This window comes from Vibrio cidicii (genome assembly GCF_009665415.1).
In the GTDB taxonomy this organism is placed as follows: Bacteria; Pseudomonadota; Gammaproteobacteria; order Enterobacterales; family Vibrionaceae; genus Vibrio; species Vibrio cidicii.
On record NZ_CP035921.1, the window covers coordinates 1,749,421 to 1,771,548 of the forward strand.

Sequence of the window (22,128 nt, forward strand, 5' to 3'; positions counted from 1 at the left end):
TTGTGTCTGTGCAGAGTCAAACTACGAAGATGCAGATGGCATTGTTGACCTTGTTGGTGCTGTTTAGCCCCTTGGCCATTGATATCTATCTGCCTGCTTTACCGCTTATTTCCAATGCCTTTTCCGTAGAGCATGCACTGGCGCAAGACACCATTACCTGGTTTTTGTTTGCTATGGGGGTCGGTCAGTTATTCGCTGGCCCGCTGGCAGATAAACTCGGACGGCGAACTGTTGCATTGGGAGGCATCACCATCTACGCGTTGAGCGCTTTATTGGCGTGGAGCGCGCAAAATATCGAGTGGATGTTGGTATCTCGTTTGCTACAAGGCTTAGGTGCGTGTGCGACATCGGTAGCAGCCTTTGCGACAGTTCGCGATATCTTTGGCCCGCAAAAAAGCGGCAAAATGATCAGCTACCTTAATGGGGCGATCTGTTTTATTCCGGCGCTTGCGCCCATTCTCGGCAGTTGGCTCACTCAGCAATTTGGCTGGCGTGCTAATTTCAGTTTTATGGCTGGCTTCGCGCTGGTGGTGGGCAGCATGATGTTTTTCAATATGCGTGAAACTAACCCAGCGACGGAAAAACAAGCGGTGTTTAAATTGAGCCGTTACTGGGGGGTGCTGCGTACACCGTCTTTTGTTTTCCATGCCACCTTATGTTTGTTAGCGATGGCGGTGATCTTGGCTTACGTGACATCGGCGCCAGTGGTGTTGATGGAAGGCATGGGCCTGAGCATGAACCAGTTTACTTTCTGGTTTGGCGTGAATGCCGTGATTAATATTGCCGCGTGTTTGCTGGCACCGAAATTTATGGATAAATGGGGCACGCACAACACCTTAGTTGTTGGCGTTATGACACTCGGTCTGGCTGGCTTCGTAATGGTGCTGCTGGCGAGTAGTGGTACCCCATTCGCCTTCATGTTGCCAATCTTCCTCTCTTCGGTCGGGTTTGCTTGGATTTTAGGCGCAGCGGCTGGCAAAGCGTTGGAGCCTTTTGGCGACAAGGCCGGTACCGCCGCCGCGCTATTGGGTCTGTTTCAGATGAGTGGCTCAGGATTTTTAGTCGGTACTATGCAGCGGTTTGAGTTAGAAGCGTCTAATATGATTGCATTGCAAATGTGGTTGCTTTTGCCTGCGCTGTTTATTCTCTTTTCGAAAGTGGGTAAAAGTTGGCATACACAAGCAGTAGCCGCTTGAACCAACGGGCAAAATTAGAGTTTTACTGCTATTCGAACCCGTGTATATTTGTCGTTCACATTTTCCCCCGACACTTAACGGAATTTACAGGTAATGTCGTTAACCACTTATGAAATGGCTCGTATTCTTGAACAGATGGAAGAGTCTCCAGAGAAAATCATGTTCGGCAAATTACTTAATGAGCTGGGCAATCAAAGCGAAGAGCGAATTCGCAGTGCGGCGAAACAAGTTCCTCTGCCTGTTCTCAGAGATATCGTCTATCAGTTTCAAAAGGTTATCGAATCTCGTAAAGGAGAGCAGGTAGAAACGATGGCGAAAGAGCTCGCCAAACAAGGCATCTCGGCCGATGAGCTGCTCGCCTACCTGAACAACAAGTAGTTTTGATAAAAAATCCCCGCCATTCATTGGCGGGGATTTTTTTCGTCTATTGGTGTTTATGATGCAGCATGCGGCGTAGCAGATGATCGCCAGAGAATGGGCCTGCGCCCCAAATCATCAACACTAAAATCATCAAGCCCCATAGCTGGTGGTCATAAAATCCTTGTTGCCACAGCAGTGGATATGAGGCCACTGCCACCACATTAAGAACAAACAACCCGCTCGCTGCGACTCGGGTCAACAAGCCAACGGCAAGTAAGATAGGTAGTAGCAGCTCGCCTGCTGTGGCGAGATAAGCGGCCAATTGCCAGTGAATCAGCGGCACCTGATATTCCAACTCAAAGAGATAAAGCGTGCTGTCCCAGTTAGCGATTTTGCTTAGACCAGAGCGGAAAAATACCCAAGCAACGCCAAGTCGTAGCCCCAGTAACAGAAATGGCAGTAAGGCGGATTGCATTGCAGCGGTGGCACTATCGTAGCGGGCAAGCAGGCCAGCTAGCTTTGAATTCATAACTTTTCCTTTCTCTTTATTTATGGCAGTGAAAAATGGCTGATGACGCCAAGTTCAACCAAGGCGTTTAACTCGGCCAGTAATTCGGCGTCTATGTCGGCTAACGCTTTTTGCTGCTCTAATTGTGTTAACAGCGCAAATGCGGCGGGCATTAGCGACATGCACTGATAGGAGCGATCCGCAAATACCTGGATGACGCCAGCTTGCGGTTGCTTGATGTGCAAATCCTCAAAGCAATGATCGCGAATCGCTTGGTGCAGAGAAAAAAGCGCATAGTCGGCGGAAAAACAAGCGACACCAACGGCCAGATGGAAACGCACCTCGCCATGGCGCGCAGGATCAATCTGCGCGAGTGCGTCTAAAGGTTGTGCCTGCGACGGTTTTTGCGCCTCTTGCCATTGCCGCTGGCAAAGTTCGATGGTCCATTCAAAACGGGCAAACTCCCGGCAGCAAGGAACCTGATCAATCACCTGTGGAAATTGTGCTAAAGTTGTCTCGAATCCTTGACCATAACTCGACACATCGGCTTGGGTTAACGGCACTCGCAGTACATGTTGTCGCGCTATCTGAGCAAAGCAGGCTTCGCCGAGCAACAGACGGGTTTTCGGGTAGCTCAGTTCCAGTAACTCGCTTAAACCGATGACGAAGTTGTTGCGATAAATTTGCATCCGCTCATCGGCAGTGAATTGATCGCTGACGATGTCACATATCTCCCCTGATGCTTGATAGTGTAGAGCGCGAGCGAAACGTTGCTGTAAGTCGGCCAGTCTCATGATGCCTCCTTAGCAAGGCATGACTGAAAGAGCAGCTCGCTGGCTTTGCGTGCTTCGCCCAGAAGCACGTCGGGCGCGGGCAAATCGAGGTCCCACTCAATTAAGGTGTGGCGTCGGCCATGCTTGGCAAGCCACGCTTGGTAGAGTTTCCAGACTGCGGTCGACACGGGTTGACTGTGGGTATCTATCCAGATTTCGCCTTGTGGTAGTGACTTGACGGTAAAGCCAGCCAGATGAATTTCGTCGACACAATCGGCCGGAAGTGCGGCGAGATATTCTTGGCAGTCGAAACCATGGTTGTGCGACGAAACATACACGTTATTGAGATCGAGCAGTAAACGACAGTCGGTACGACGCTGCACTTCGGCGAGAAATTGCCACTCGCTGATGGTCGAATGCTGATAGCGAACGTAACTGGACGGATTCTCCACCAAGATAGCGCGCCCAAGGTACTCCTGCACCCTCAGTACATTGCGACAAAACACCTCTAGCGCTTCTTCGGTGTAAGGCAGTGGCAGTAGATCATTGAAATAGTGCCCGCCGTGTTCGCTCCAACTGAGATGGTCAGAAACGAAGCGCGGCTGTAAATCATCCACCAAGGCCTTTAAACGTTGCAGATGTATCGGATCGATGCCATCCACCGAACCGAGAGATAAACCGACTCCATGACAGCTCAACTGATAATCGTTGGTCAGTTGGTTGAGTTTTTGCCGCTCGAGCGAATTAGGGTGAAAGTAGTTTTCGCTGTGTATCTCCAGCCAAGAAAGCGGCGGCCGCTGTTGGCAAAAGTAGTCAAGATGCGCCAGCCGCAAACCCACCCCAACATCGTCATGGTAAGTATTCGCCATTGTCTGCTCCATTTGCTTGTTGGGGGAAAGAGGAGCTGGGGGTGAGCGCCGAGCTCCTTTCTAGTGAGGGGCGTTTGGATTAAGAGGCCTTAGTGCTGCCATCGGCAAGTTTGTCACACAGGCCTTTTGGCAATACGACAAACGCATCTTTTTGGTTATCTTGTTTTGCAGTGCCAGCACACGAGCTGGTTTTGGTCGCGCAGTCATTTTTGCCTGCTTTGGCCACGCCGTAGCATTTCTCTTTTTCCGCTGCCATCGCTGGCGCGGCGGTCAGAAGCGACCCTCCCATTGCGAGCAAACCAGTGACAACGGCAGTAACGGCGAGATTTGAATTTTTCATGATGTGTTCCTTAGACTGATTATTGTAGTTAATGAAACAAGCCTGACGTTTGCCATGACTTGCATGGTTAAAAGGACAGCGATGGGGTGAAAAAACTTTCAGGGAAAGATACAAATTTTTTATGGAAACAGGAAAATGGATACTAACCATTTGAAAAATAGAGATAAGATTTGGCTTGCTCAAATGTGAATTTTGTCTGAAATGGCAAACTGGTTAGGTTATAATCGACGTTTCTGTATAAATAACCAGTAGCTCTTATCATGATGGATCCTTCACTTTTACTCGATGGCCTGAACGACAAACAGCGTGAAGCCGTTGCCGCGCCACTTGAAAATCTACTCGTCCTCGCTGGTGCCGGCAGTGGCAAAACCCGCGTTCTGGTGCATCGCATCGCTTGGTTGATGTCGGTGGAGCAAGCGTCGCCGTTTTCGATCATGTCAGTCACCTTCACCAACAAAGCGGCGGCGGAAATGCGCGGCCGTATTGAAGAGTTGATGATGGGTAGCGCCTCGGGCATGTGGAACGGTACCTTTCACGGCATTTGTCACCGCATATTGCGCGCCCACTATCTTGATGCCAAGCTGCCTGAAGATTTCCAGATCATCGATAGTGACGACCAGCAGCGTTTACTCAAGCGGCTGATCAAAGCGCAAAACTTAGATGAGAAGCAATGGCCAGCGCGTCAGGTGGCTTGGTGGATCAACGGCAAAAAAGATGAAGGGTTACGTGCGGCGCACATCGATGCTTACCATGATCCGGTGACTAAAACCTATTTGCAGCTTTATGCGGCCTATCAGGAAGCGTGCGACCGAGCGGGTTTGGTCGACTTTGCGGAAATTTTGCTGCGCGCCCACGAGCTACTGCGAGAGAAAAAACATATTCGCGAACATTACCAAGCACGCTTTAAGCACATTCTGGTCGACGAGTTCCAAGATACCAACAACATTCAATACGCTTGGCTGCGCATGATGGCCGGGCCTGAGTGCCATGTGATGATCGTGGGTGACGACGATCAATCTATCTACGGTTGGCGCGGGGCAAAAGTGGAGAACATCGAGAAATTCACGCTCGAATTTCCAAGCGTTAACACCATCCGCCTTGAGCAAAACTACCGTTCGACTAAAACCATTCTCGACGCGTCAAACGCACTCATCGCCAACAACACCGAGCGATTGGGCAAAGAGCTGTGGACCGATGGCGTACAAGGTGAACCCATCTCGATCTATTCCGCATACAACGAGCTGGACGAAGCGCGTTTTGCGGTGAGCAAAATCAAAGAGTGGCAAGACAAAGGTGGCGTGCTCAACGATGCGGCGATGCTTTATCGTAATAACGCCCAGTCGCGGGTACTGGAAGAGGCGTTGATTCAAGCGGGTTTGCCATATCGCATTTACGGCGGCATGCGCTTCTTCGAACGCCAAGAGATTAAAGATGCCCTGAGCTACTTGCGTTTAATCGCCAATCGTAATGACGACGCAGCGTTTGAGCGGGTGGTCAACACCCCGACCCGCGGTTTGGGGGATAAAACGCTGGAAACGGTTCGCTTCGCGGCGCGTGATCGCGGTTGTACCTTGTGGGAAGCGAGTATCGGCCTGATTGAAGAGCGAGTGCTCACCGGTCGCGCCGCAACCGCTTTGGGGCGTTTCATCGAGCTGATTAATGCCTTGGAAGACGACAGCTTTGAGATGCCGCTGCACGTGCAAACCGACCATGTGATCAAATCGTCGGGTCTGTACAATATGTATGAGCAAGAGAAAGGCGAAAAATCCAAAGCGCGTATTGAGAACTTGGAAGAGCTGGTGACCGCGACGCGTCAGTTTGAAAAGCCGGAAGAAGCGGAAGAGATGAGTCTGCTGACCGCCTTTCTTACCCATGCGGCGCTGGAAGCGGGCGAAGGCCAAGCGGATGATTTTGAAGACGCGGTACAACTGATGACCCTGCACAGCGCCAAAGGATTGGAGTTCCCGCTGGTGTTTATGGTCGGGGTAGAAGAGGGCATGTTCCCCAGCCAAATGTCGGCTGAAGAAGCAGGGCGTTTGGAGGAGGAGCGTCGTTTGTGCTACGTCGGTATGACGCGTGCAATGCAAAAACTCTACATCACCTACGCCGAAATGCGTCGTTTATATGGCCAAGATAAGTATCACAAACCGTCACGCTTTATTCGTGAGCTACCAGAAACTTGTTTAGATGAAGTGCGCATGAAAGCGCAAGTGAGCCGTCCGGCCAGCAGTGGCCGTTTTAGCCAAGCGGCGGTGAAGGACAACTTCAACGAAACCGGATTCTCACTCGGCTCGCGCGTGCGTCATCCTAAGTTTGGTGAAGGCACCATAATCAACTTCGAAGGCAGTGGCGCGCAAGGCCGAGTGCAAGTGGCCTTTAATGGTGAAGGGATCAAGTGGTTAGTGACCGCTTACGCGAAACTGGAAAAAATGTGATTGCCCATCGACTGGCTTCATGACAAACGGCGCAGAACGCGCCGTTTGTTTATGAGTGAACTGGATAAAAATGGCAAGCAAAGAAAAACCCCGGGAGCGTATGCCCACCGGGGTTATAGTCTTACTTGCAGCAATCCAGCTACGAAAGTGCTCCCTGCATCAAATCCTTGATAGTATGCCGAATCCGTCAGCTTAGTCCTTACATCGCCATCCTAGCGGTGTCCTTGACCTTATCCTGGTCGACCAACAATCCTCGTTGGTATCCATCACTTGTTCCCTGAGCGGTGTCCCTGACATCATCCTGATGTAAAGTCCTTCCTCTTCCAGAGGTGTCCATTGCCATCCTTAGTCGTAACCATCCTAGTTACGCTTGCGTCCGTTCAATGTCCAGTTCGCTGTCCGTGCCGATTGCTCATCCTGAGTAACCGTGTCTCCTTCCTGAAGACCACCGAATCCTTGGTGATTTCCTGTTCCGTGTCAGCATCCTTCCGACAGGATCCATATTAGCGTGATTCACTCTGGCAACAAGGCCTGTTTTGGCGTTTTTATGGTTTTATTGATTGAATAAGAATTGTGCAAACAATTAATTATCAATGATTTAGTGTGATTTTTATTACCTTGTCGCACGCAGCTTTCGACGTTGGCTTACTCACTTGTGAGAGATCGCTTACAAGTGAGCGAGCAAAACGCTATGCCAAACTGTGCGTTAACCAGCTTGAGACGCTGCGGTACAAGATCCCGCTGCCGATTAAGCAGAACAGCACGCCACAAATTCCATCGATATAGACGCTGGCTTGCTGCAAATGTTTTTGTACCCGCGCCCCCGAAAGAGCCCAAGCGAGACTGGTAAACCAAGCCAAAGACAGGCTGAACAAGATACCGATCGCCATCGCTTTGCCGCTGAGCGACATACTGGTGGGGATCAAGCTAGAGAGTAAGCTGACAAAAAACACCAGCGCTTTAGGATTGAGGATATTGGTGGCGAAGCCTTTGAGAAAAGCTTGTCGTTGGCTATTGAGTTGCAATGTTGCTGCGGCGCGCGTGGGTTCGCCGTTGCAAGCCGCTTTGTGGCTTAGCACCGCGCGCAGTGCGCCGATACCGAGATAGAGCAGATAGCTGCCGCCCAAGAGCTGTAACAGGGTATAAAGCAAAGGCTGCTGGTGGACCAGATAGCTAACCCCGGTCAGGCTCAGCAGCGAATGCAGCAAGATGCCAACCGACAGACCCAAAGCAATAAACAGCCCGGTTTGACGGCCGTAGCGGGAGGCGTTTTGCACCACCAAGGCGACATCCGGCCCTGGGCTCATCAAAGCGACAAAGTGCACACTGGCTAAGGTGAGTAATACGGTTAGTTCATTCATAAAAGATCTCAATCAATACATCGTGAGACGGATTGTCTCTGACGCGGTAGCAGCGCGCTTGTAAATTATCGACAGCCTAGCGAGAAATTTGCGCTGGAGTTACGCCATAGGTGTGTTTGAAAGCTTTTGTGAAGTGCGCTTGATCGTAATAGCCAATTTGATGAGCGACATCGGTGGCCGAGTACCCGGCGTGCAGCAGTTTCATCGCCTGCTCCAAACGCAGGCGGCTAAACCATGCATAGGGAGTCATGCCCATTTGCGCCTTAAATTGGCGCTGGAATTGCGTCGGAGAGAGCTGACAAAGCGCGGCGAGAGTGTCTAAGCGCACCGCTTGGTCAAGATGTGTCATCAAATACTCTTTTAAACTGCTCATCGATTTCTGGCCAAGCGGTACCACTTTTTGCCTGCTCAGCGATCCATAACGATCAAAAAGCGAATTAAACCCTTCAAAAGGAAGGCAATCTTTGGTTAGCACACTGAGTTTTTCTTCACGCAGCAAGCTATGTAGGTTGCGTAATTGTAAAAAAATCGCAGGATCGGAGATGATCAACTGATTAAAGCCGACAATTTGACCGTTTTGCTTAAGATCGGCGAGATCACTTAACAGGTGTGGCTCGATCGCAAACACATTGACTTGATAGCCACTCTCTAGTTTGGCTTCCCCATCGTGCAGCTCATCCGGTGGCATGATCACGATTTGACCGTGGCCGACGTGATGGTGAGAACCTTGATGCTGGAATTTCTGCTCGCCATGGGTAATCAGCCCGATATGAAAATCCAGATGGTAATGCCGCGAAAAGGCAAACTTCTGATATTTCGCATCGATCAGGCTCAGTTGCTCATGGTGAGTCGGAATGTAGTGGATCTGTTCCATCAGGTGAAAAAAAAGCTTGGTCAGTTTGTGACCAAGCTTATCGATGAAAGAGCGGATTGTCTTGTAAAAAACGATCACTGCGCGGTGGCGGCACGCCTAACGTTACGGTTGTTGCGCAGCCCATCAAAGCTAAAGAGCACTAACGCTCCCCAGATAAAGGCGAAGGTGATGGCTTTGTCGGAGGTAAATGCTTCGCCATAAATCAGTACAGCGAGCAAAAACATCAAACTTGGGCCAATGTATTGGAAAAAACCTAAAGTAGAGAGCTTGAGTCGCGTTGCCGCGCCGGTAAAGCAGAGTAGGGGTAAGGTGGTGACTACGCCTGCCGCGACCAAGAGGATGTTCAAACTGGCTGGGTTGTCCAGCAGGTTTGATGTCGGGGTGGAGGCAATAAACAGCAAATAGATGGCCGCAGCTGGCAGCATGACTAAGGTTTCGATAAACAAACCCGTTTGCGCGTCAACGCTGACTTTTTTGCGCAGTAGGCCATACACGCCGAAACTCATGGCGAGCGCTATGGCGACGATAGGTACAGAGCCAAACATCACCAACTGTACCAGTACCCCGCAGGCAGCAAGCACGACAGCGAACCACTGCAGTTTGCGCAGCCGCTCACCGAGAAAAATCATCCCAAGCAAGACGTTGAAAAGCGGGTTGATGTAGTAGCCCAAGCTTGCGTCAAGCATGTGGTTGGCATTGACCGCCCAGATAAAAATCAGCCAGTTGACCCCGACCAAAATAGCGGTTGAAACCAGATAGAGCATTTTGCTTTTATTGGTGATCACGGCGCTGACGGCACGCCAGTTGCGCCCAAAATGCAGTAAAGCGGCCAATAAGAAGAAAGACCAAACTACGCGGTGACTGAGGATCTCCAGCGCCGAAACGGATGAGATCGATTTGAAATAGATGGGGGCAATGCCCCACATGGTATAAGCGCCTATGGCCAGAAGCACCCCTTGGCGTGCGCGTTGTTGTTCTTCTACTGTCATTTCGCCTTCACTGTCGTTGTTTCAAAAGGATGGGCCAGTATACGAGCGGGCTAAGCAATCACCTAGTATTTTGCGGTTTTATTCACCATCAAACCCCTTTACAATGTGCCCTCATTAACGCTCCCAGCCTTGCGCTGGACGTGCACCTCTTTGCAAAACTAACTGAGTATATCCATGACTTCCACGCTGCTTGCTGACCCTGCCGAATTGCCTACGACGCCGCAAAGTGTCTTGCAAGCGGTGTTTGGTTATCAGACCTTCCGTGTCGGCCAGCAGCAGGTGATTGACGCCGCGCTCAACGGGCAAGATAGCCTCGTGATCATGCCGACCGGTGGCGGTAAATCGCTCTGTTATCAGATCCCGGCGTTGGTGCTGCCGGGCATCACTTTAGTGATTTCCCCGTTGATCTCGTTGATGAAAGACCAAGTGGACCAACTCAAAGCCAACGGCGTGGCAGCAGAGTGCGTTAACTCAACCATGGCGCGCGAGGATTTGCTCAGCGTGTATAACCGCATGCACGCTGGCGAGTTGAAGCTGGTGTATACCTCACCGGAACGGGTGCTGATGCGCGATTTTATGGAACGGCTGGAAAATTTGCCGTTGGCGATGATTGCGGTGGATGAGGCGCATTGCATTTCCCAGTGGGGACATGACTTTCGCCCGGAATACGCAGCGCTTGGCCAGTTAAAGCAACGTTTTGCCCAAGTGCCATTTATGGCGCTCACTGCCACTGCCGATGACGCTACGCGCAGTGACATTCTTAGCCGTTTGCACCTTAAGCAACCGCACGTTTATCTGGGCAGTTTTGACCGCCCCAACATTCGCTACGATTTGGTCGAAAAACACAAACCCGTTTCGCAAGTGATCCGCTATTTGGAAACGCAAAAAGGCAACTGCGGCATTATCTACTGCGGTAGCCGCAAAAAAGTGGAGATGCTGACCGAGAAGCTATGCAACAACCATATCCGTGCGGCGGGTTATCACGCTGGTATGGACGCCGATGAGCGTGCCTATGTCCAAGAAGCGTTTCAGCGTGATGATATTCAGATCGTCGTAGCCACGGTCGCGTTTGGTATGGGGATCAACAAGCCCAACGTGCGGTTTGTGGTCCATTTTGATATCCCGCGTAATATCGAATCCTACTATCAGGAGACCGGGCGCGCCGGGCGTGACGGTCTGCCAGCCGAAGCGATGATGCTCTACGATCCGGCCGACATTACTTGGCTGCGGCGCATGTTGGATGAGAAAGATGACGGGCCACAAAAGCAGGTGGAGAGTCACAAGCTGAATGCTATGAGTGCGTTTGCCGAAGCGCAGACGTGTCGTCGCCAGGTGCTGCTTAACTACTTTGGTGAATATCGCGACAAGCCGTGCGGCAACTGCGACATTTGCCTTGATCCACCGAAACATTTTGATGCCACCGAAGAGGCGCGCAAAGCACTTTCCTGTGTATACCGCGTTAACCAAAGCTTCGGTATGGGTTATGTGGTGGAAGTACTGCGCGGGATGCAAAACATCCGCATTCGAGAAAATGGCCACGACAAAATCACCACCTATGGCCTTGGCCGCGATCACAGCCATGATTATTGGGTCAGTATTTTCCGTCAGTTGATCCACAAAGGGCTGCTGATGCAAAACATCACCCGCAACTCGACGCTACAACTGACGGAAGAGGCGCGTCCGCTGCTACGCGGGGATGTTGCGCTTGAGTTGGCAGTGCCGCGTTTGGATACCACTGTGCGCAGCGCCAAAGCCGATAAGCTTTCCAACAAGCATTACGATAAGAAACTGTTCGCCAAACTGCGCAAACTGCGTAAATCGATTGCCGATGAAGAAGGCCTGCCTCCTTACGTGGTGTTCAGTGATGCGACCTTGATCGATATGGCCGAAATATTGCCGACCTCGTATGGCGAAATGTTGGCGGTGAGCGGTGTGGGGCAGCGCAAGTTGGAAAAATACGCCGATCCGTTTTTAGATTTGATTCAGGAGCACATCACGAATTATGGTTGAGACGCACAAGGAATTTGGGTTGGCGGACTATCTGGCCGAAGAGGGGCGTTTGCTGATCACCACGCCGAGCTTTAATCTCGATACGTTTCCTCAACTGGGCGAACGTTTAGTCAAATTACTTTCGGCTCAAGTATTGGAGACGCAGTGGGACGGTGACATCCATAGCTGGCTGATTGACTTTGAAGGGCGTCACTTGTTTCTTAAAGCTGAGCATTACAGTGAAGCGGTGTGGTTTGAATCCTTAAGTGTTGCAGAGAGTCGTGAGGAGATGGATTTTCTGGCGCAACTGTTTCGCCAACAATTTTAGCTGTATCTCCTTCATACGCAGATAAAAGAAAAGGCTTATTTTTGAATAGGATGTTTCACATGAAACATCCTTTTTTATGGATGTCGGGAAATTTATCGCGCTTAAACGATTGCCTGTTTTTCGTGGCTTGTGTGAAAAACTGATTAAGGTATAATCGCCCGCCGCTGCATTAGCGGCCAGTTTCCTATTTTCTATAACATTGTTGGTAAGAATTGTGTCGGTTTTCTGATGCATTCGATTTGGGTTCCCTCGCCCCCAAACCAAACTAAAAAGGTATCGCATGAGTCACTTTACCCCTGCGCAGCAGCGCAACGCCCTTATCTATCTGGTTTTATTCCATTTAATCATCATTGCTTCCAGTAACTATTTGGTGCAATTGCCCTTTACCGTCTTTGGTTTACACACCACTTGGGGCGCTTTTACGTTCCCATTTATCTTCCTTGCAACCGATCTTACGGTACGTGTGTTTGGCGCAGCCTTGGCAAGAAGAATTATTTTCTTAGTGATGTTGCCTGCACTGGCGGTCTCTTACGTGCTTTCGGTGCTGTTTTTTGAGGGGCAGTTTCAAGGCTTTTCCCATCTGAGTGAGTTCAATCTGTTTGTGGCGCGCATCGCTATCGCCAGCTTTATGGCTTACCTGCTTGGACAGATCATGGATGTGCATGTGTTTAACCGTCTGCGTCAAATGAAGCAGTGGTGGGTTGCGCCAACTTGTTCCACTTTGTTTGGTAACGCGCTCGATACCATCGCCTTTTTTGCCATTGCTTTTTACCAAAGCCCCGATCCGTTTATGGCGGAGCACTGGACGGAAATCGCGCTGGTGGATTACGGTTTTAAATTGGTGATCAGCTTGGGGCTTTTTGTGCCCATGTATGGCGTGCTACTCAATTATTTGACCAAGAAACTCACGGCGGTGAATCCGCAATTTACGTTGGCGCAAAGCTCGCGCTAAGAGAAAGAGTCAAGTGCAAAGAAAAAGCCCAAGTGATAACAACTTGGGCTTTTTGCTGTTCAATGTCGATTCAAAGCGTTAGTTCGCTTCAATCACCATTGGCCAACCAATGTCGGTCTGGCGATTGGCTTCGGTTTCCAGTTCTGCTGCCGTCAGCGGGTTTTGCGCTAGCCAGCCAGCGCTGATTTGCAGCGTGAGTTTGTCGCTTTCGGCAATGAGCGTGATTTGAGGTTCCAGTTCAGGACGACGACGATGCGACAGCAACACCGCGAGGCGCAGCAAGCGCAGCACGCGTTTGGCGCTGTTGCCGGACAGCGCATGCTGTTCAGGGAGTGACGTAAGCTGATCTCGATAGCGTCTTGCTAGTTCACCGATAAAGAATTTCTGCGCGCGAGTAAAGCCCGGTAAATCAAGGTGCTGCAGCAAGTAAGCGCTGTGTTCACCGCCTTTCTTGTAATCGATGGTCAAACCGATTTCGTGCAACTTCGCGGTGGTTTCTAGCAACACTTTTCCTTGAGGCTCAGCTATCCACTCCTCGCCGCCAGCTTGTTCTAGCAAGCGCAGAGCGAGAGACGCCACTTGTTGACCATATTGACTGTCGAGTTGATAGCGAGTTTGTATGCTGGCAATGGTGCGAGAGCGGATGTCGTCTTGACGGAGCTCTTCCATCATTTCGTAGGCGAGCCCTTCACGCAGCGCGCCGCCAGCCAGTGTCATGGCATCGATCTCCAGCAGTTCAAAAACCGCAATCAGAATCGATAAACCGCTAGGAAAGACTAACGCACGTTCTAAAGTGAGCCCTTCAATTTCCAGCTCTTCGAGATGGTCGGCGAGCATGGCTTGCTTTTGTAGACGCTTGAGCTTGGCGTGAGTAATCACTTCGTCCATGCCCTGCGCCAACATGATCTCTTGTAGCGCTTGGACAGTGCCGGACGCGCCGACACACACATCCCAGCCGAGCTCTTTGTACTGCGCAAGCACTGGTTTGAGGATTTGTTTTGCACCTTCAATGGCGTTATTGAAGTTGCGCGCATTGAGCTGGCGGTCTTTAAAGAAGTTTTCCAACCACGTCACGCAACCCATACGCAAGCTAGTTAGCGCTTTGGCTTCAAAGCCTTCGCCAATAATCAGCTCGGTACTTGCGCCGCCGATGTCTACCACCAGGCGGCGACCACTGCCACCAGAGGTGTGCGCGACGCCTTTGTAGATCGTCGCTGCTTCTTCTTCGCCGCTGATCACTTCAATCGGATGGCCGAGGATCTGGTTGGCCTTTTGTAAGAAGAGATCCACATTGGTTGCGGTTCGCAGGGTCGCGGTGCCGACAATGCGAATATTCTCTGCCGGGATATCTTGCAGCCTTTCTGCAAACAGGCTCAGGCAGTCCCATCCACGCTGCATCGCTTCCATGCTAAGCGCATGGTGTTCATCTAGGCCCGCAGCAAGGCGAACTTTGCGCTTGATTTTGGCCATAGTCTGAACGCTGCCATCGATATGACGCACAACGAGCATATGAAAACTGTTCGACCCGAGGTCGATGGCGGCATAGAGCGGTGATGTTCCTGTCTGGCTCATAAACGGTTTAGGCTTCCCTTGGTTGGCGAGGTCCTCGCGGACGGCGGTTGTTTGACTTTCTATCTCCAGAACGTGCGCCGCTGGTGTTGGTTCGGCGCTGTTGTGAACGCGCTGATGGAGTACGAACGGGGGCCGGGAGATCTTTGATCAGTGCGTCGTGGTCGTACTCAGAAACCGGTATCGCGTGTTCGATGTACTCTTCAATCGCTGGCAGGTTGATCGCGTACTCTTCGCAAGCAAAGCTAATCGAATGGCCACTTGCGCCAGCACGGCCTGTACGACCGATACGGTGAACATAGTCTTCGCAATCGTCAGGCAAGTCGTAGTTAAACACGTGCGTAACTTGTGGGATATGTAAGCCACGTGCCGCGACATCGGTGGCGACCAGAATGTCTACCGCGCCTTGAGTAAATTGCTCAAGAATTTTTTCGCGTTTCTTCTGAGGGACATCACCCGTCAGTAAGCCAACACGGTGATTGTCGCCCGCCAGATGAGCCCAAATCGATTCACAGCGATGTTTGGTGTTGGCAAAGACGATCGCACGATCTGGCCATTCTTCTTCAATCAGCGTTTGTAGCAGGGCCATTTTGTCTTGATTGGAAGGATAGAACAGCTCTTCTTGAATGCGATGGCCGGTTTTTTGTGCAGGCTCCACCACCACATGCTCAGGATTGTGCATGTGCTCAAACGCCAGTTCCTGCACGCGGTAAGAGAGTGTTGCAGAAAACAGCATGTTCAAACGTTCTTGTGGTGCTGGCATACGGCGGAACAAGAAACGGATGTCTTTAATAAAGCCAAGATCGAACATGCGATCCGCTTCATCCAACACCACGGCTTGAATGTTGTTTAAGCCGAATACGCGCTGTTTGTAGAAGTCAATAATACGGCCTGTCGTGCCGATCAACACATCCACACCGTCTTGCAGTTTGGTTAGTTGCTTATCGTAGCTTTCACCGCCGTAAGCTAAGGCTGCTTTGATCCCGGTGCTGGCGACCAAAGATTCGGCATCGTTGTAAATCTGGATAGCCAGTTCACGCGTTGGCGCCATAATGATCGCACGTGGCTGGTTTGGCTGACGGCCTTCATGCGCTGGCGTAGTCAGTAGATGGTTAAAAGTAGCAGTAAGAAACGCGAGCGTTTTACCAGTCCCGGTTTGGGCCTGGCCTGCGATGTCTTGGCCGGAGAGCAGTACCGGCAGCGCCAAGGCTTGGATCGGGGTGCAAAACTCAAACCCTTTTTTGTCCAATCCTTCAATAACTTGCGGATGCAACCCGAAGTCGGCGAACTTTTGCTCTGTGATATGCGTCTTTTTCATCGCTATAGAATATCAGCTAAAGCTTGCATTAAGAAAGCAAATACATTCCAATAGACCATCAAATTACTGGTTATCACCCAACCAGTTTCAAAAAAACACATTGGAGTGGAAGATGAGTGATAAGATTTTGCAGCTGACTGATGAAGGTTTTGAAAATGACGTTCTTAAGGCTGCAGGCCCGGTACTGGTAGACTTTTGGGCAGAATGGTGTGGTCCTTGTAAGATGATTGCACCTATTCTGGATGAAGTTGCTGAAGAGTACCAAGGCAAACTCACTATCGGTAAACTAAATATCGACCATAATGCAGGCACACCACCTAAATTTGGCATTCGCGGTATTCCAACTTTACTGTTGTTCAAAGACGGCAGCGTGGCAGCGACAAAAGTGGGTGCGCTATCAAAAACTCAATTGAAAGAGTTCTTGGATGCAAACCTATAATCCATAAGTGGTTAGAAACGAAACCGTGCAGAATCTCAAATGCGCGGTTTTGTTTTTTCAAACTCTGGACTAGGATTATTTTTAGTGCTAATTTATCGCACGTTAATTAAACAACTTTCTCTTCTTGGTCGATCCTGAGACCAAATCCATCTTAACTAGAAAATAGATCTTATTTTGACTAAACAAGAATCCACCACCATGAACCTTACCGAATTGAAAAACATCCCGGTATCAGACCTTGTTAAGCTTGGTGAAAGCTTAGGTCTGGAAAACCTGGCACGTTTACGTAAACAAGACATTATCTTCGCCATCCTAAAAGCTCACGCAAAAAGCGGCGAAGATATTTTTGGCGATGGGGTTCTGGAAATTCTGCAAGACGGCTTTGGTTTCCTACGTAGTGCAGACAGTTCGTACTTGGCGGGTCCCGATGATATTTACGTATCACCAAGCCAGATTCGTCGTTTTAACTTGCGCACGGGCGATTCGATCGCAGGCAAAATTCGTCCACCAAAAGATGGCGAACGTTATTTTGCACTGCTGAAAGTCAACACAGTTAACGATGATCGACCAGACAACGCACGTAATAAAATCCTGTTTGAAAACTTAACTCCTCTGCACGCCAATGAGCGTATGGTGATGGAGCGCGGTAATGGCTCGACAGAAGATATCACTGCGCGTGTATTAGATTTGGCATCGCCGATTGGTAAAGGCCAGCGTGGTTTGATCGTGGCGCCGCCAAAAGCGGGTAAAACCATGCTGCTGCAAAACATCGCACAGAGCATCACTTACAACCACCCAGAATGTGTGTTGATGGTGTTGCTGATTGATGAACGCCCAGAAGAAGTGACCGAAATGCAGCGCTTAGTAAAAGGCGAAGTGGTGGCTTCTACGTTTGATGAGCCAGCTTCTCGTCACGTACAAGTGGCTGAGATGGTCATCGAAAAAGCGAAACGCTTGGTTGAACACAAGAAAGACGTGGTGATTCTGCTGGATTCGATTACTCGTCTTGCGCGTGCATACAACACCGTTGTGCCTTCTTCGGGTAAAGTACTGACCGGTGGTGTGGATGCGAATGCGCTGCATCGTCCTAAGCGTTTCTTCGGTGCGGCACGTAATGTGGAAGAGGGCGGTAGCCTGACCATTATCGCGACTGCGCTCGTGGATACGGGTTCTAAGATGGACGAAGTGATCTACGAAGAGTTTAAAGGTACGGGTAACATGGAACTGCACCTGAACCGTAAGATTGCTGAGAAGCGTGTCTTCCCTGCGATAGATTTCAACCGCTCAGGTACTCGTCGTGAAGAGCTCCTAACCAAGACCGATGAACTGCAGAAAATGTGGATTCTGCGCAAGATTGTTCATCCGATGGGTGAGACGGACGCGATGGAATTCTTGATCGACAAGTTGGCGATGACGAAAACCAACGACGAATTCTTTGATGCCATGCGTCGCCAGTAATGGCTTGACCATAAAAACGCCACTGTCCGCAGTGGCGTTTTTGTTTGCAATTCTACCGAGAACTCTTCAGAATGGATGAAAATGTTATCGGGAGGTTAACATGCAACAAGGAATGTTGTCTTCGCTACTCCTGACCACGTCACTTCTTTTCGGTCCGGTACTTGTGTCTGCTCAGGAAATGCAGACAGAGACCGCACAGCAGTGGCTTCAGGACCAACAAGTTCACAGTAAAGTCGCTGAACTGCTTGAGTATGTCGCTCGAGATCAAACCAATGAACTCAAATTCGCATTGGAGCGTCTAGCTCTGCCCCAACAAGAAGTCGTGCGTTTTCTTTTACTCGATAAACTAGAGAAACAAGACGTTATTTTAACGCCCAGAATGGCGATTTTTGTTGAGTCGCAAATCAAAATGATCCCGAGCTACCAAGTGGTTGAGAAAGGTGATGGTTATGAGTTTACCGTCCCGGCCTTCAATTATCCTGCGGTCGCCAATCGCTTATTGAAACGCTGGAAACAGGATCAAACCACGTTGGATTTCATTCTCGCCGCTGAGCGAGGTGAGCTGCAGTTGCAAACTTGGTTGACAGGTCCGCAATCTTTAGTACAAATGCGAGAAGCGTTGCTGATTCGAGAGCTAGATAGTTTATCCCCAGAGGCTTTAGACGGTTTGGTCAAGCAGTTGACTGCCACGCCGTTGACCACTTGGCTACCTCCTTCCTCAGTCGTGGTGCGCCTGGCTCAAGTTAGTGAAGACGCTGAGATGTACAATCTTTTATGGCGAATGAAGGCGGACCATGTCAGTCAGAATGAGTTAGAGCGCCTCGCGTCGGTGGGCGATGACTTTTCTTGGCGGCAAATCATGTCTTCAACGCAGAACCCCAGCTTGAAAGCGCAGGCGATCACCTTACTCACCAAAGCCAACCCTTTATCTACCGAAGTGAAACAGTTTCTGATTACCAGAATGGCCCTGCCGGATGATGCGCCTTTAGTGGCAAGAGAACTAGCGAAACAAGGACACTCAAGTTGGTTGGAAGAGGTGATAGCAGGCAATAATCGCGTAAAGCGCGGGTTGATTTTACAGGCGTTGCAATAGCCAAGGCGAAAAGCGCAATAAAATCACCTCGCAGCGGAAAACGATTTGTTATACTGCGGCAAGTTTAATCACTTTACGCAAAAGGCCTATGAGTTTTAAGGATTTACGTGAATTTCTTGACCATCTTGAACGGCATGGTCAACTGAAACGCATTACTCACCCTGTCGACCCTGCCTATGAAATGACAGAAATCAGCGATCGTACGCTACGTGCGGCGGGGCCTGCTCTGCTGTTTGAAAACCCGATTGGCTATCGTATTCCTGTGCTAACGAACCTTTTTGGTACGCCTGAACGTGTCGCCATGGGCATGGGACGAAGCGAGGTCAAAGAGTTACGTGAAGTTGGGAAATTGCTGGCTTACCTCAAAGAGCCTGAACCGCCACGCGGCTTTAAAGATGCACTGGACAAGATCCCACTGTTTAGGCAAGTGCTCAATATGCCCGCCAAAAAGCTGCGTAAAGCGCCGTGCCAAGAGATAGTGTGGCAGGGCGATGAGGTTGACCTAGACAAGATCCCAGTCATGAGTTGCTGGGCTGAGGATGTTGCGCCCTTACTTACTTGGGGGCTCACTGTCACTCGAGGTCCATACAAAAAGCGGCAAAATCTGGGCATCTATCGACAGCAGAAAATCGCTAAGAACAAAATCATCATGCGCTGGCTCGCTCATCGTGGTGGTGCCTTGGATCTGCGTGATTGGATGGAGGCAAACCCTGGCCAACCATTTCCAGTGTCGGTCGCGTTTGGTGCCGATCCTGCGACCATCCTTGGCGCGGTGACGCCAGTGCCAGACACGCTATCCGAGTACGCTTTCGCGGGCCTATTACGTGGCAGCAAAACCGAAGTAGTTCAATCGATCAGTAATGACTTGGAAGTACCTGCCAGTGCAGAGATTGTGCTTGAAGGCTACATCGACCCGAATGAGTTTGCTGATGAAGGTCCGTACGGCGATCATACGGGCTACTACAACGAAAAAGAGCAGCATCACGTCTTTACTATCACGCACATCACCATGCGTCGCGATCCTATCTACCACAGCACTTACACAGGGCGTCCACCCGATGAACCTGCCGTGCTCGGTGTGGCACTCAATGAAGTCTTTGTGCCGATCCTACAAAAGCAGTTTCCAGAGATTGAGGATTTCTATCTACCGCCAGAAGGCTGCTCGTATCGCATGGCCGTGGTCACGATGAAAAAGCAGTATCCAGGGCATGCTAAGCGGGTGATGATGGGGGTGTGGTCTTTCCTGCGTCAGTTTATGTATACCAAGTTCGTGATAGTTTGCGACGAATCGGTTAACGCGCGCGATTGGGATGCCGTCGTCAAAGCGATGACTGAACATATGGATCCTGTGCAAGATACCTTGATGATCGATAACACACCGATTGATTCACTCGATTTTGCTTCGCCAGTGGTAGGGCTTGGGTCAAAGATGGGGCTGGATGCGACGATAAAGTGGCCGGCTGAGCTGGCAACGCGAACGTCAGTGCCGGAGCGAGAAAGCCATGTGATAGCTGAATGTGACTTGTTGGCGCTGAAACAACAGCACTCAGAAATCGTTGACCTCTATTTTCCTCCTAGTGCTAACCATCAATTTGTTATTGCGTCGATGAAAAAAGAGCGAGCTGGCCAGTCTCAAATGTTGCTGAAACATCTGTGGGATTTCTTTGCCCCCTATGCAGATATCAAATTTATTATCTTGTGTGATGATGACGTTAATGTGCAAGATTGGCACGACATCATTTGGGCGGTAACCACACGTATGGATCCACTCAGAGACACAGCGCAAGTTAAGTGCTCTGGCTCCTCGAAGTTGGGGCTGGATGCGACCAACAAATTTGCCCCAGAGGTTGTACGAGAGTGGGGCAGCCCGATTAAAAAAGATCCGCAACTTGTGGCTAAAATCGATGCGATTTGGCACGAGTTAGGTATTCTATGAGCCATCAAGTCCACCTTCTGCCAATGAATGTCACATTCATCGTGTTGCAAGGTGAAACGGTGTTGGAAGCGGCGCTCAACAATAATATTCGCTTCCCGCATCGTTGCCAAATCGGCGCTTGTGCAATGTGCATGTGCCGAAAAGTCTCGGGTGAGGTGAGTTATCACCTCGAACCCATGCTAACCAATAAAGAGCAGCAGCAAGGTTGGATTTTTCCTTGCCAAGCCTACGCAGAAAGTAATTTAGTGCTTACTTTTGAAGAGTAAGCAAGAGGAACATCATGACCATTCAATGCAAAGTTAAGTCAATTAAGCCGTTGGCGAGTAATACCTATCAAATCCTACTTCATCCTGAAACACCAGTGGCATTTAAGGCGGGGCAATATTTAATGGTGGTCATGGGCGAGAAAGATAAGCGTCCGTTTTCGATCGCAAGCAGTCCATGCCGTCATGAAGGTGAACTTGAACTTCATATTGGTGCGGCGGAGCACAATGCTTATGCACTTGAGGTGGTCGAAGCGATGCAAAACGCGTTAGTAACAGGGTCGCAAATTGAAATTGACGCGCCACACGGAGACGCTTGGCTAAAAGAAGACAGCGAGCGTCCGCTTCTTCTGATTGCCGGTGGGACCGGCTTTAGTTACGTGCGTTCGATTTTAGACCATTGCATTGCACAAAACCGCCAAAGCACTATCTACCTTTATTGGGGCGCGCGCGATGAATCGCAATTGTACGCAAAAAGTGAGCTAAGCGATATTGCTGCAAAGAACCAGAACGTCCATTTTGTCCCTGTCATAGAAGATATTGATGCAGACTGGCAAGGGAAAGTGGGTAATGTCCTCCAAGCGGTCAATAGCGATTTTGAATCCTTACAGGAATTTGATATTTACATTGCGGGTCGATTTGAAATGGCTGGAGCAGCAAGAGAGCAGTTTACTCAGCAGAAAAAAGCGATCAGAGAGCGCATGTTTGCTGATGCTTATGCATTTATCTGATCGAATCTCGCCACAATTATAGAGTTAATAGAGGGTTTTTTAGCCCTCTTTAGCGAGATTCGCTCAATAAAACAGCTAGTAGGCGTGTTTTGGAATTTATTTGCAAAAAAGAGTTGCACGCAGAAACGTTCCGCCTATAATGCGCATCCACTGACACGGCAGACGCCACAAGGCTTCAGCAGTGCAGATAAGAGGGTAAGACTTCTAAAAAAGAAATTTGAAAAAGTATTTGACTCTTCAAATTAACTCGCTAGAATGCACCTCCGCTTTGAGAGAAAAACTTCTCAAGAAGCAAGCTCTTTAACAATATAAACCTATCAATCTGTGTGGGCACTCGTTGATGATAA

Annotated in this window: 21 protein-coding genes; 12 read left to right on the forward strand and 9 right to left on the reverse strand. The window is 49.9% G+C overall.

Annotated features, from left to right (window positions below):
- The first annotated feature begins 29 nt into the window (after positions 1-29).
- Positions 30-1,196, forward strand: coding sequence for a multidrug effflux MFS transporter (locus EWA64_RS08975; RefSeq protein ID WP_244881401.1), 1,167 nt, complete (start codon positions 30-32; stop codon positions 1,194-1,196).
- A gap of 93 nt (positions 1,197-1,289) precedes the next feature.
- Positions 1,290-1,574: an H-NS-like global regulator TsrA gene (gene tsrA / locus EWA64_RS08980; RefSeq protein WP_039422240.1), complete on the forward strand. Its 285-nt coding sequence runs from the start codon at positions 1,290-1,292 to the stop codon at positions 1,572-1,574.
- 46 nt (positions 1,575-1,620) lie between these two features.
- Here tsrA and EWA64_RS08985 read toward each other — a convergent pair whose 3' ends face one another.
- The 4 genes from EWA64_RS08985 to EWA64_RS09000 form a co-directional block, all read right to left on the reverse strand.
- Positions 1,621-2,085, reverse strand: coding sequence for a DoxX family protein (locus EWA64_RS08985; protein WP_061893156.1), 465 nt, complete (start codon positions 2,083-2,085; stop codon positions 1,621-1,623).
- A gap of 20 nt (positions 2,086-2,105) precedes the next feature.
- Positions 2,106-2,858, reverse strand: a complete 753-nt coding sequence (locus EWA64_RS08990; RefSeq protein ID WP_061893157.1) for an HvfC/BufC N-terminal domain-containing protein — start codon at positions 2,856-2,858, stop codon at positions 2,106-2,108.
- Entirely contained in the window at positions 2,855-3,706 is an 852-nt protein-coding gene (bufB, locus tag EWA64_RS08995) for an MNIO family bufferin maturase (RefSeq protein ID WP_061893158.1), read from the reverse strand. The genes EWA64_RS08990 and bufB overlap by 4 nt, the downstream gene beginning before the upstream one ends.
- Positions 3,707-3,785: 79 nt before the next feature.
- On the reverse strand, positions 3,786-4,046 hold the full coding sequence (locus tag EWA64_RS09000; RefSeq protein WP_061893159.1) for a BufA1 family periplasmic bufferin-type metallophore: 261 nt from the start codon (positions 4,044-4,046) through the stop codon (positions 3,786-3,788).
- 260 nt (positions 4,047-4,306) lie between these two features.
- Between EWA64_RS09000 and uvrD the strand changes: the two genes are divergently transcribed.
- Complete coding sequence (gene uvrD / locus EWA64_RS09005) at positions 4,307-6,481, forward strand: DNA helicase II (RefSeq protein WP_061893160.1); 2,175 nt, start codon at positions 4,307-4,309, stop codon at positions 6,479-6,481.
- A 689-nt stretch (positions 6,482-7,170) separates the two neighbouring features.
- Here uvrD and EWA64_RS09010 read toward each other — a convergent pair.
- The 3 genes from EWA64_RS09010 to rarD all read right to left on the reverse strand — a co-directional run bounded on the left by EWA64_RS09010 (position 7,171) and on the right by rarD (position 9,705).
- Positions 7,171-7,842, reverse strand: a complete 672-nt coding sequence (locus EWA64_RS09010) for a LysE family translocator (RefSeq protein ID WP_061893161.1) — start codon at positions 7,840-7,842, stop codon at positions 7,171-7,173.
- A gap of 76 nt (positions 7,843-7,918) precedes the next feature.
- A complete protein-coding gene (locus EWA64_RS09015; RefSeq protein ID WP_061893171.1) occupies positions 7,919-8,716 on the reverse strand; it encodes a helix-turn-helix transcriptional regulator in 798 nt (265 codons plus the stop codon).
- A gap of 74 nt (positions 8,717-8,790) precedes the next feature.
- A complete protein-coding gene (gene rarD / locus EWA64_RS09020) occupies positions 8,791-9,705 on the reverse strand; it encodes an EamA family transporter RarD (RefSeq protein ID WP_061893162.1) in 915 nt (304 codons plus the stop codon).
- A gap of 174 nt (positions 9,706-9,879) precedes the next feature.
- Here rarD and recQ point away from each other — a divergent pair, with 174 nt between their 5' ends.
- The 3 genes from recQ (at position 9,880) to EWA64_RS09035 (ending at position 12,974) form a co-directional block, all read left to right on the forward strand.
- Positions 9,880-11,715 (forward strand): ATP-dependent DNA helicase RecQ, encoded by a 1,836-nt coding sequence (gene recQ, locus EWA64_RS09025; RefSeq protein WP_061893163.1) that lies wholly within the window; start codon positions 9,880-9,882, stop codon positions 11,713-11,715.
- A complete protein-coding gene (locus tag EWA64_RS09030) occupies positions 11,708-12,022 on the forward strand; it encodes a DUF3630 family protein (RefSeq protein ID WP_039422217.1) in 315 nt (104 codons plus the stop codon). The genes recQ and EWA64_RS09030 overlap by 8 nt, the downstream gene beginning before the upstream one ends.
- A gap of 280 nt (positions 12,023-12,302) precedes the next feature.
- Complete coding sequence (locus EWA64_RS09035; RefSeq protein WP_039437597.1) at positions 12,303-12,974, forward strand: 7-cyano-7-deazaguanine/7-aminomethyl-7-deazaguanine transporter; 672 nt, start codon at positions 12,303-12,305, stop codon at positions 12,972-12,974.
- 78 nt (positions 12,975-13,052) lie between these two features.
- Here EWA64_RS09035 and gppA read toward each other — a convergent pair whose 3' ends face one another.
- The gene (gene gppA, locus EWA64_RS09040) at positions 13,053-14,546 is read right to left on the reverse strand and encodes a guanosine-5'-triphosphate,3'-diphosphate diphosphatase (protein ID WP_061893164.1); all 1,494 of its coding nucleotides are present in this window, start codon (positions 14,544-14,546) and stop codon (positions 13,053-13,055) included.
- 7 nt (positions 14,547-14,553) lie between these two features.
- On the reverse strand, positions 14,554-15,861 hold the full coding sequence (gene rhlB / locus EWA64_RS09045) for an ATP-dependent RNA helicase RhlB (RefSeq protein ID WP_061893165.1): 1,308 nt from the start codon (positions 15,859-15,861) through the stop codon (positions 14,554-14,556).
- A gap of 112 nt (positions 15,862-15,973) precedes the next feature.
- On the opposite strand from rhlB, the gene trxA reads away from it, so the two are divergent.
- From trxA to fre, 6 genes are all read left to right on the forward strand, one after another.
- Positions 15,974-16,300 carry a thioredoxin TrxA gene (gene trxA, locus EWA64_RS09050; protein ID WP_039422208.1) on the forward strand — a complete coding sequence of 109 codons (327 nt, stop codon included), beginning with the start codon at positions 15,974-15,976 and terminating at the stop codon, positions 16,298-16,300.
- Positions 16,301-16,498: 198 nt separating this feature from the next.
- The gene (rho, locus tag EWA64_RS09055; protein ID WP_039422204.1) at positions 16,499-17,758 is read left to right on the forward strand and encodes a transcription termination factor Rho; all 1,260 of its coding nucleotides are present in this window, start codon (positions 16,499-16,501) and stop codon (positions 17,756-17,758) included.
- Between the two features lie 100 nt (positions 17,759-17,858).
- Complete coding sequence (locus EWA64_RS09060) at positions 17,859-18,851, forward strand: hypothetical protein (RefSeq protein ID WP_061893166.1); 993 nt, start codon at positions 17,859-17,861, stop codon at positions 18,849-18,851.
- 88 nt (positions 18,852-18,939) lie between these two features.
- Complete coding sequence (gene ubiD, locus EWA64_RS09065) at positions 18,940-20,787, forward strand: 4-hydroxy-3-polyprenylbenzoate decarboxylase (protein WP_061893167.1); 1,848 nt, start codon at positions 18,940-18,942, stop codon at positions 20,785-20,787.
- Positions 20,784-21,053, forward strand: a complete 270-nt coding sequence (locus tag EWA64_RS09070; RefSeq protein WP_061893168.1) for a 2Fe-2S iron-sulfur cluster-binding protein — start codon at positions 20,784-20,786, stop codon at positions 21,051-21,053. The genes ubiD and EWA64_RS09070 overlap by 4 nt, the downstream gene beginning before the upstream one ends.
- Before the next feature lie 14 nt (positions 21,054-21,067).
- On the forward strand, positions 21,068-21,781 hold the full coding sequence (gene fre / locus EWA64_RS09075) for an NAD(P)H-flavin reductase (RefSeq protein ID WP_061893169.1): 714 nt from the start codon (positions 21,068-21,070) through the stop codon (positions 21,779-21,781).
- Positions 21,782-22,128 lie beyond the last annotated feature (347 nt).

Bases quoted from the DNA above. Each gene is read 5' to 3' on its own strand.
- EWA64_RS09030 (WP_039422217.1), top strand. From the start codon at position 11,708: ATGGTTGAGACGCACAAGGAATTTGGGTTGGCGGACTATCTGGCCGAA.
- trxA (WP_039422208.1), top strand. From the start codon at position 15,974: ATGAGTGATAAGATTTTGCAGCTGACTGATGAAGGTTTTGAAAATGAC.
- rhlB (WP_061893165.1), bottom strand. From the start codon at position 15,861: ATGAAAAAGACGCATATCACAGAGCAAAAGTTCGCCGACTTCGGGTTG.
- ubiD (WP_061893167.1), top strand. From the start codon at position 18,940: ATGAGTTTTAAGGATTTACGTGAATTTCTTGACCATCTTGAACGGCAT.
- bufB (WP_061893158.1), bottom strand. From the start codon at position 3,706: ATGGCGAATACTTACCATGACGATGTTGGGGTGGGTTTGCGGCTGGCG.
- tsrA (WP_039422240.1), top strand. From the start codon at position 1,290: ATGTCGTTAACCACTTATGAAATGGCTCGTATTCTTGAACAGATGGAA.
- EWA64_RS08990 (WP_061893157.1), bottom strand. From the start codon at position 2,858: ATGAGACTGGCCGACTTACAGCAACGTTTCGCTCGCGCTCTACACTAT.
- EWA64_RS09000 (WP_061893159.1), bottom strand. From the start codon at position 4,046: ATGAAAAATTCAAATCTCGCCGTTACTGCCGTTGTCACTGGTTTGCTC.
- EWA64_RS09035 (WP_039437597.1), top strand. From the start codon at position 12,303: ATGAGTCACTTTACCCCTGCGCAGCAGCGCAACGCCCTTATCTATCTG.
- rarD (WP_061893162.1), bottom strand. From the start codon at position 9,705: ATGACAGTAGAAGAACAACAACGCGCACGCCAAGGGGTGCTTCTGGCC.
- gppA (WP_061893164.1), bottom strand. From the start codon at position 14,546: ATGAGCCAGACAGGAACATCACCGCTCTATGCCGCCATCGACCTCGGG.
- fre (WP_061893169.1), top strand. From the start codon at position 21,068: ATGACCATTCAATGCAAAGTTAAGTCAATTAAGCCGTTGGCGAGTAAT.
- rho (WP_039422204.1), top strand. From the start codon at position 16,499: ATGAACCTTACCGAATTGAAAAACATCCCGGTATCAGACCTTGTTAAG.
- EWA64_RS08975 (WP_244881401.1), top strand. From the start codon at position 30: ATGCAGATGGCATTGTTGACCTTGTTGGTGCTGTTTAGCCCCTTGGCC.
- EWA64_RS09015 (WP_061893171.1), bottom strand. From the start codon at position 8,716: ATGGAACAGATCCACTACATTCCGACTCACCATGAGCAACTGAGCCTG.
- EWA64_RS08985 (WP_061893156.1), bottom strand. From the start codon at position 2,085: ATGAATTCAAAGCTAGCTGGCCTGCTTGCCCGCTACGATAGTGCCACC.
- EWA64_RS09060 (WP_061893166.1), top strand. From the start codon at position 17,859: ATGCAACAAGGAATGTTGTCTTCGCTACTCCTGACCACGTCACTTCTT.
- recQ (WP_061893163.1), top strand. From the start codon at position 9,880: ATGACTTCCACGCTGCTTGCTGACCCTGCCGAATTGCCTACGACGCCG.
- EWA64_RS09070 (WP_061893168.1), top strand. From the start codon at position 20,784: ATGAGCCATCAAGTCCACCTTCTGCCAATGAATGTCACATTCATCGTG.
- uvrD (WP_061893160.1), top strand. From the start codon at position 4,307: ATGATGGATCCTTCACTTTTACTCGATGGCCTGAACGACAAACAGCGT.
- EWA64_RS09010 (WP_061893161.1), bottom strand. From the start codon at position 7,842: ATGAATGAACTAACCGTATTACTCACCTTAGCCAGTGTGCACTTTGTC.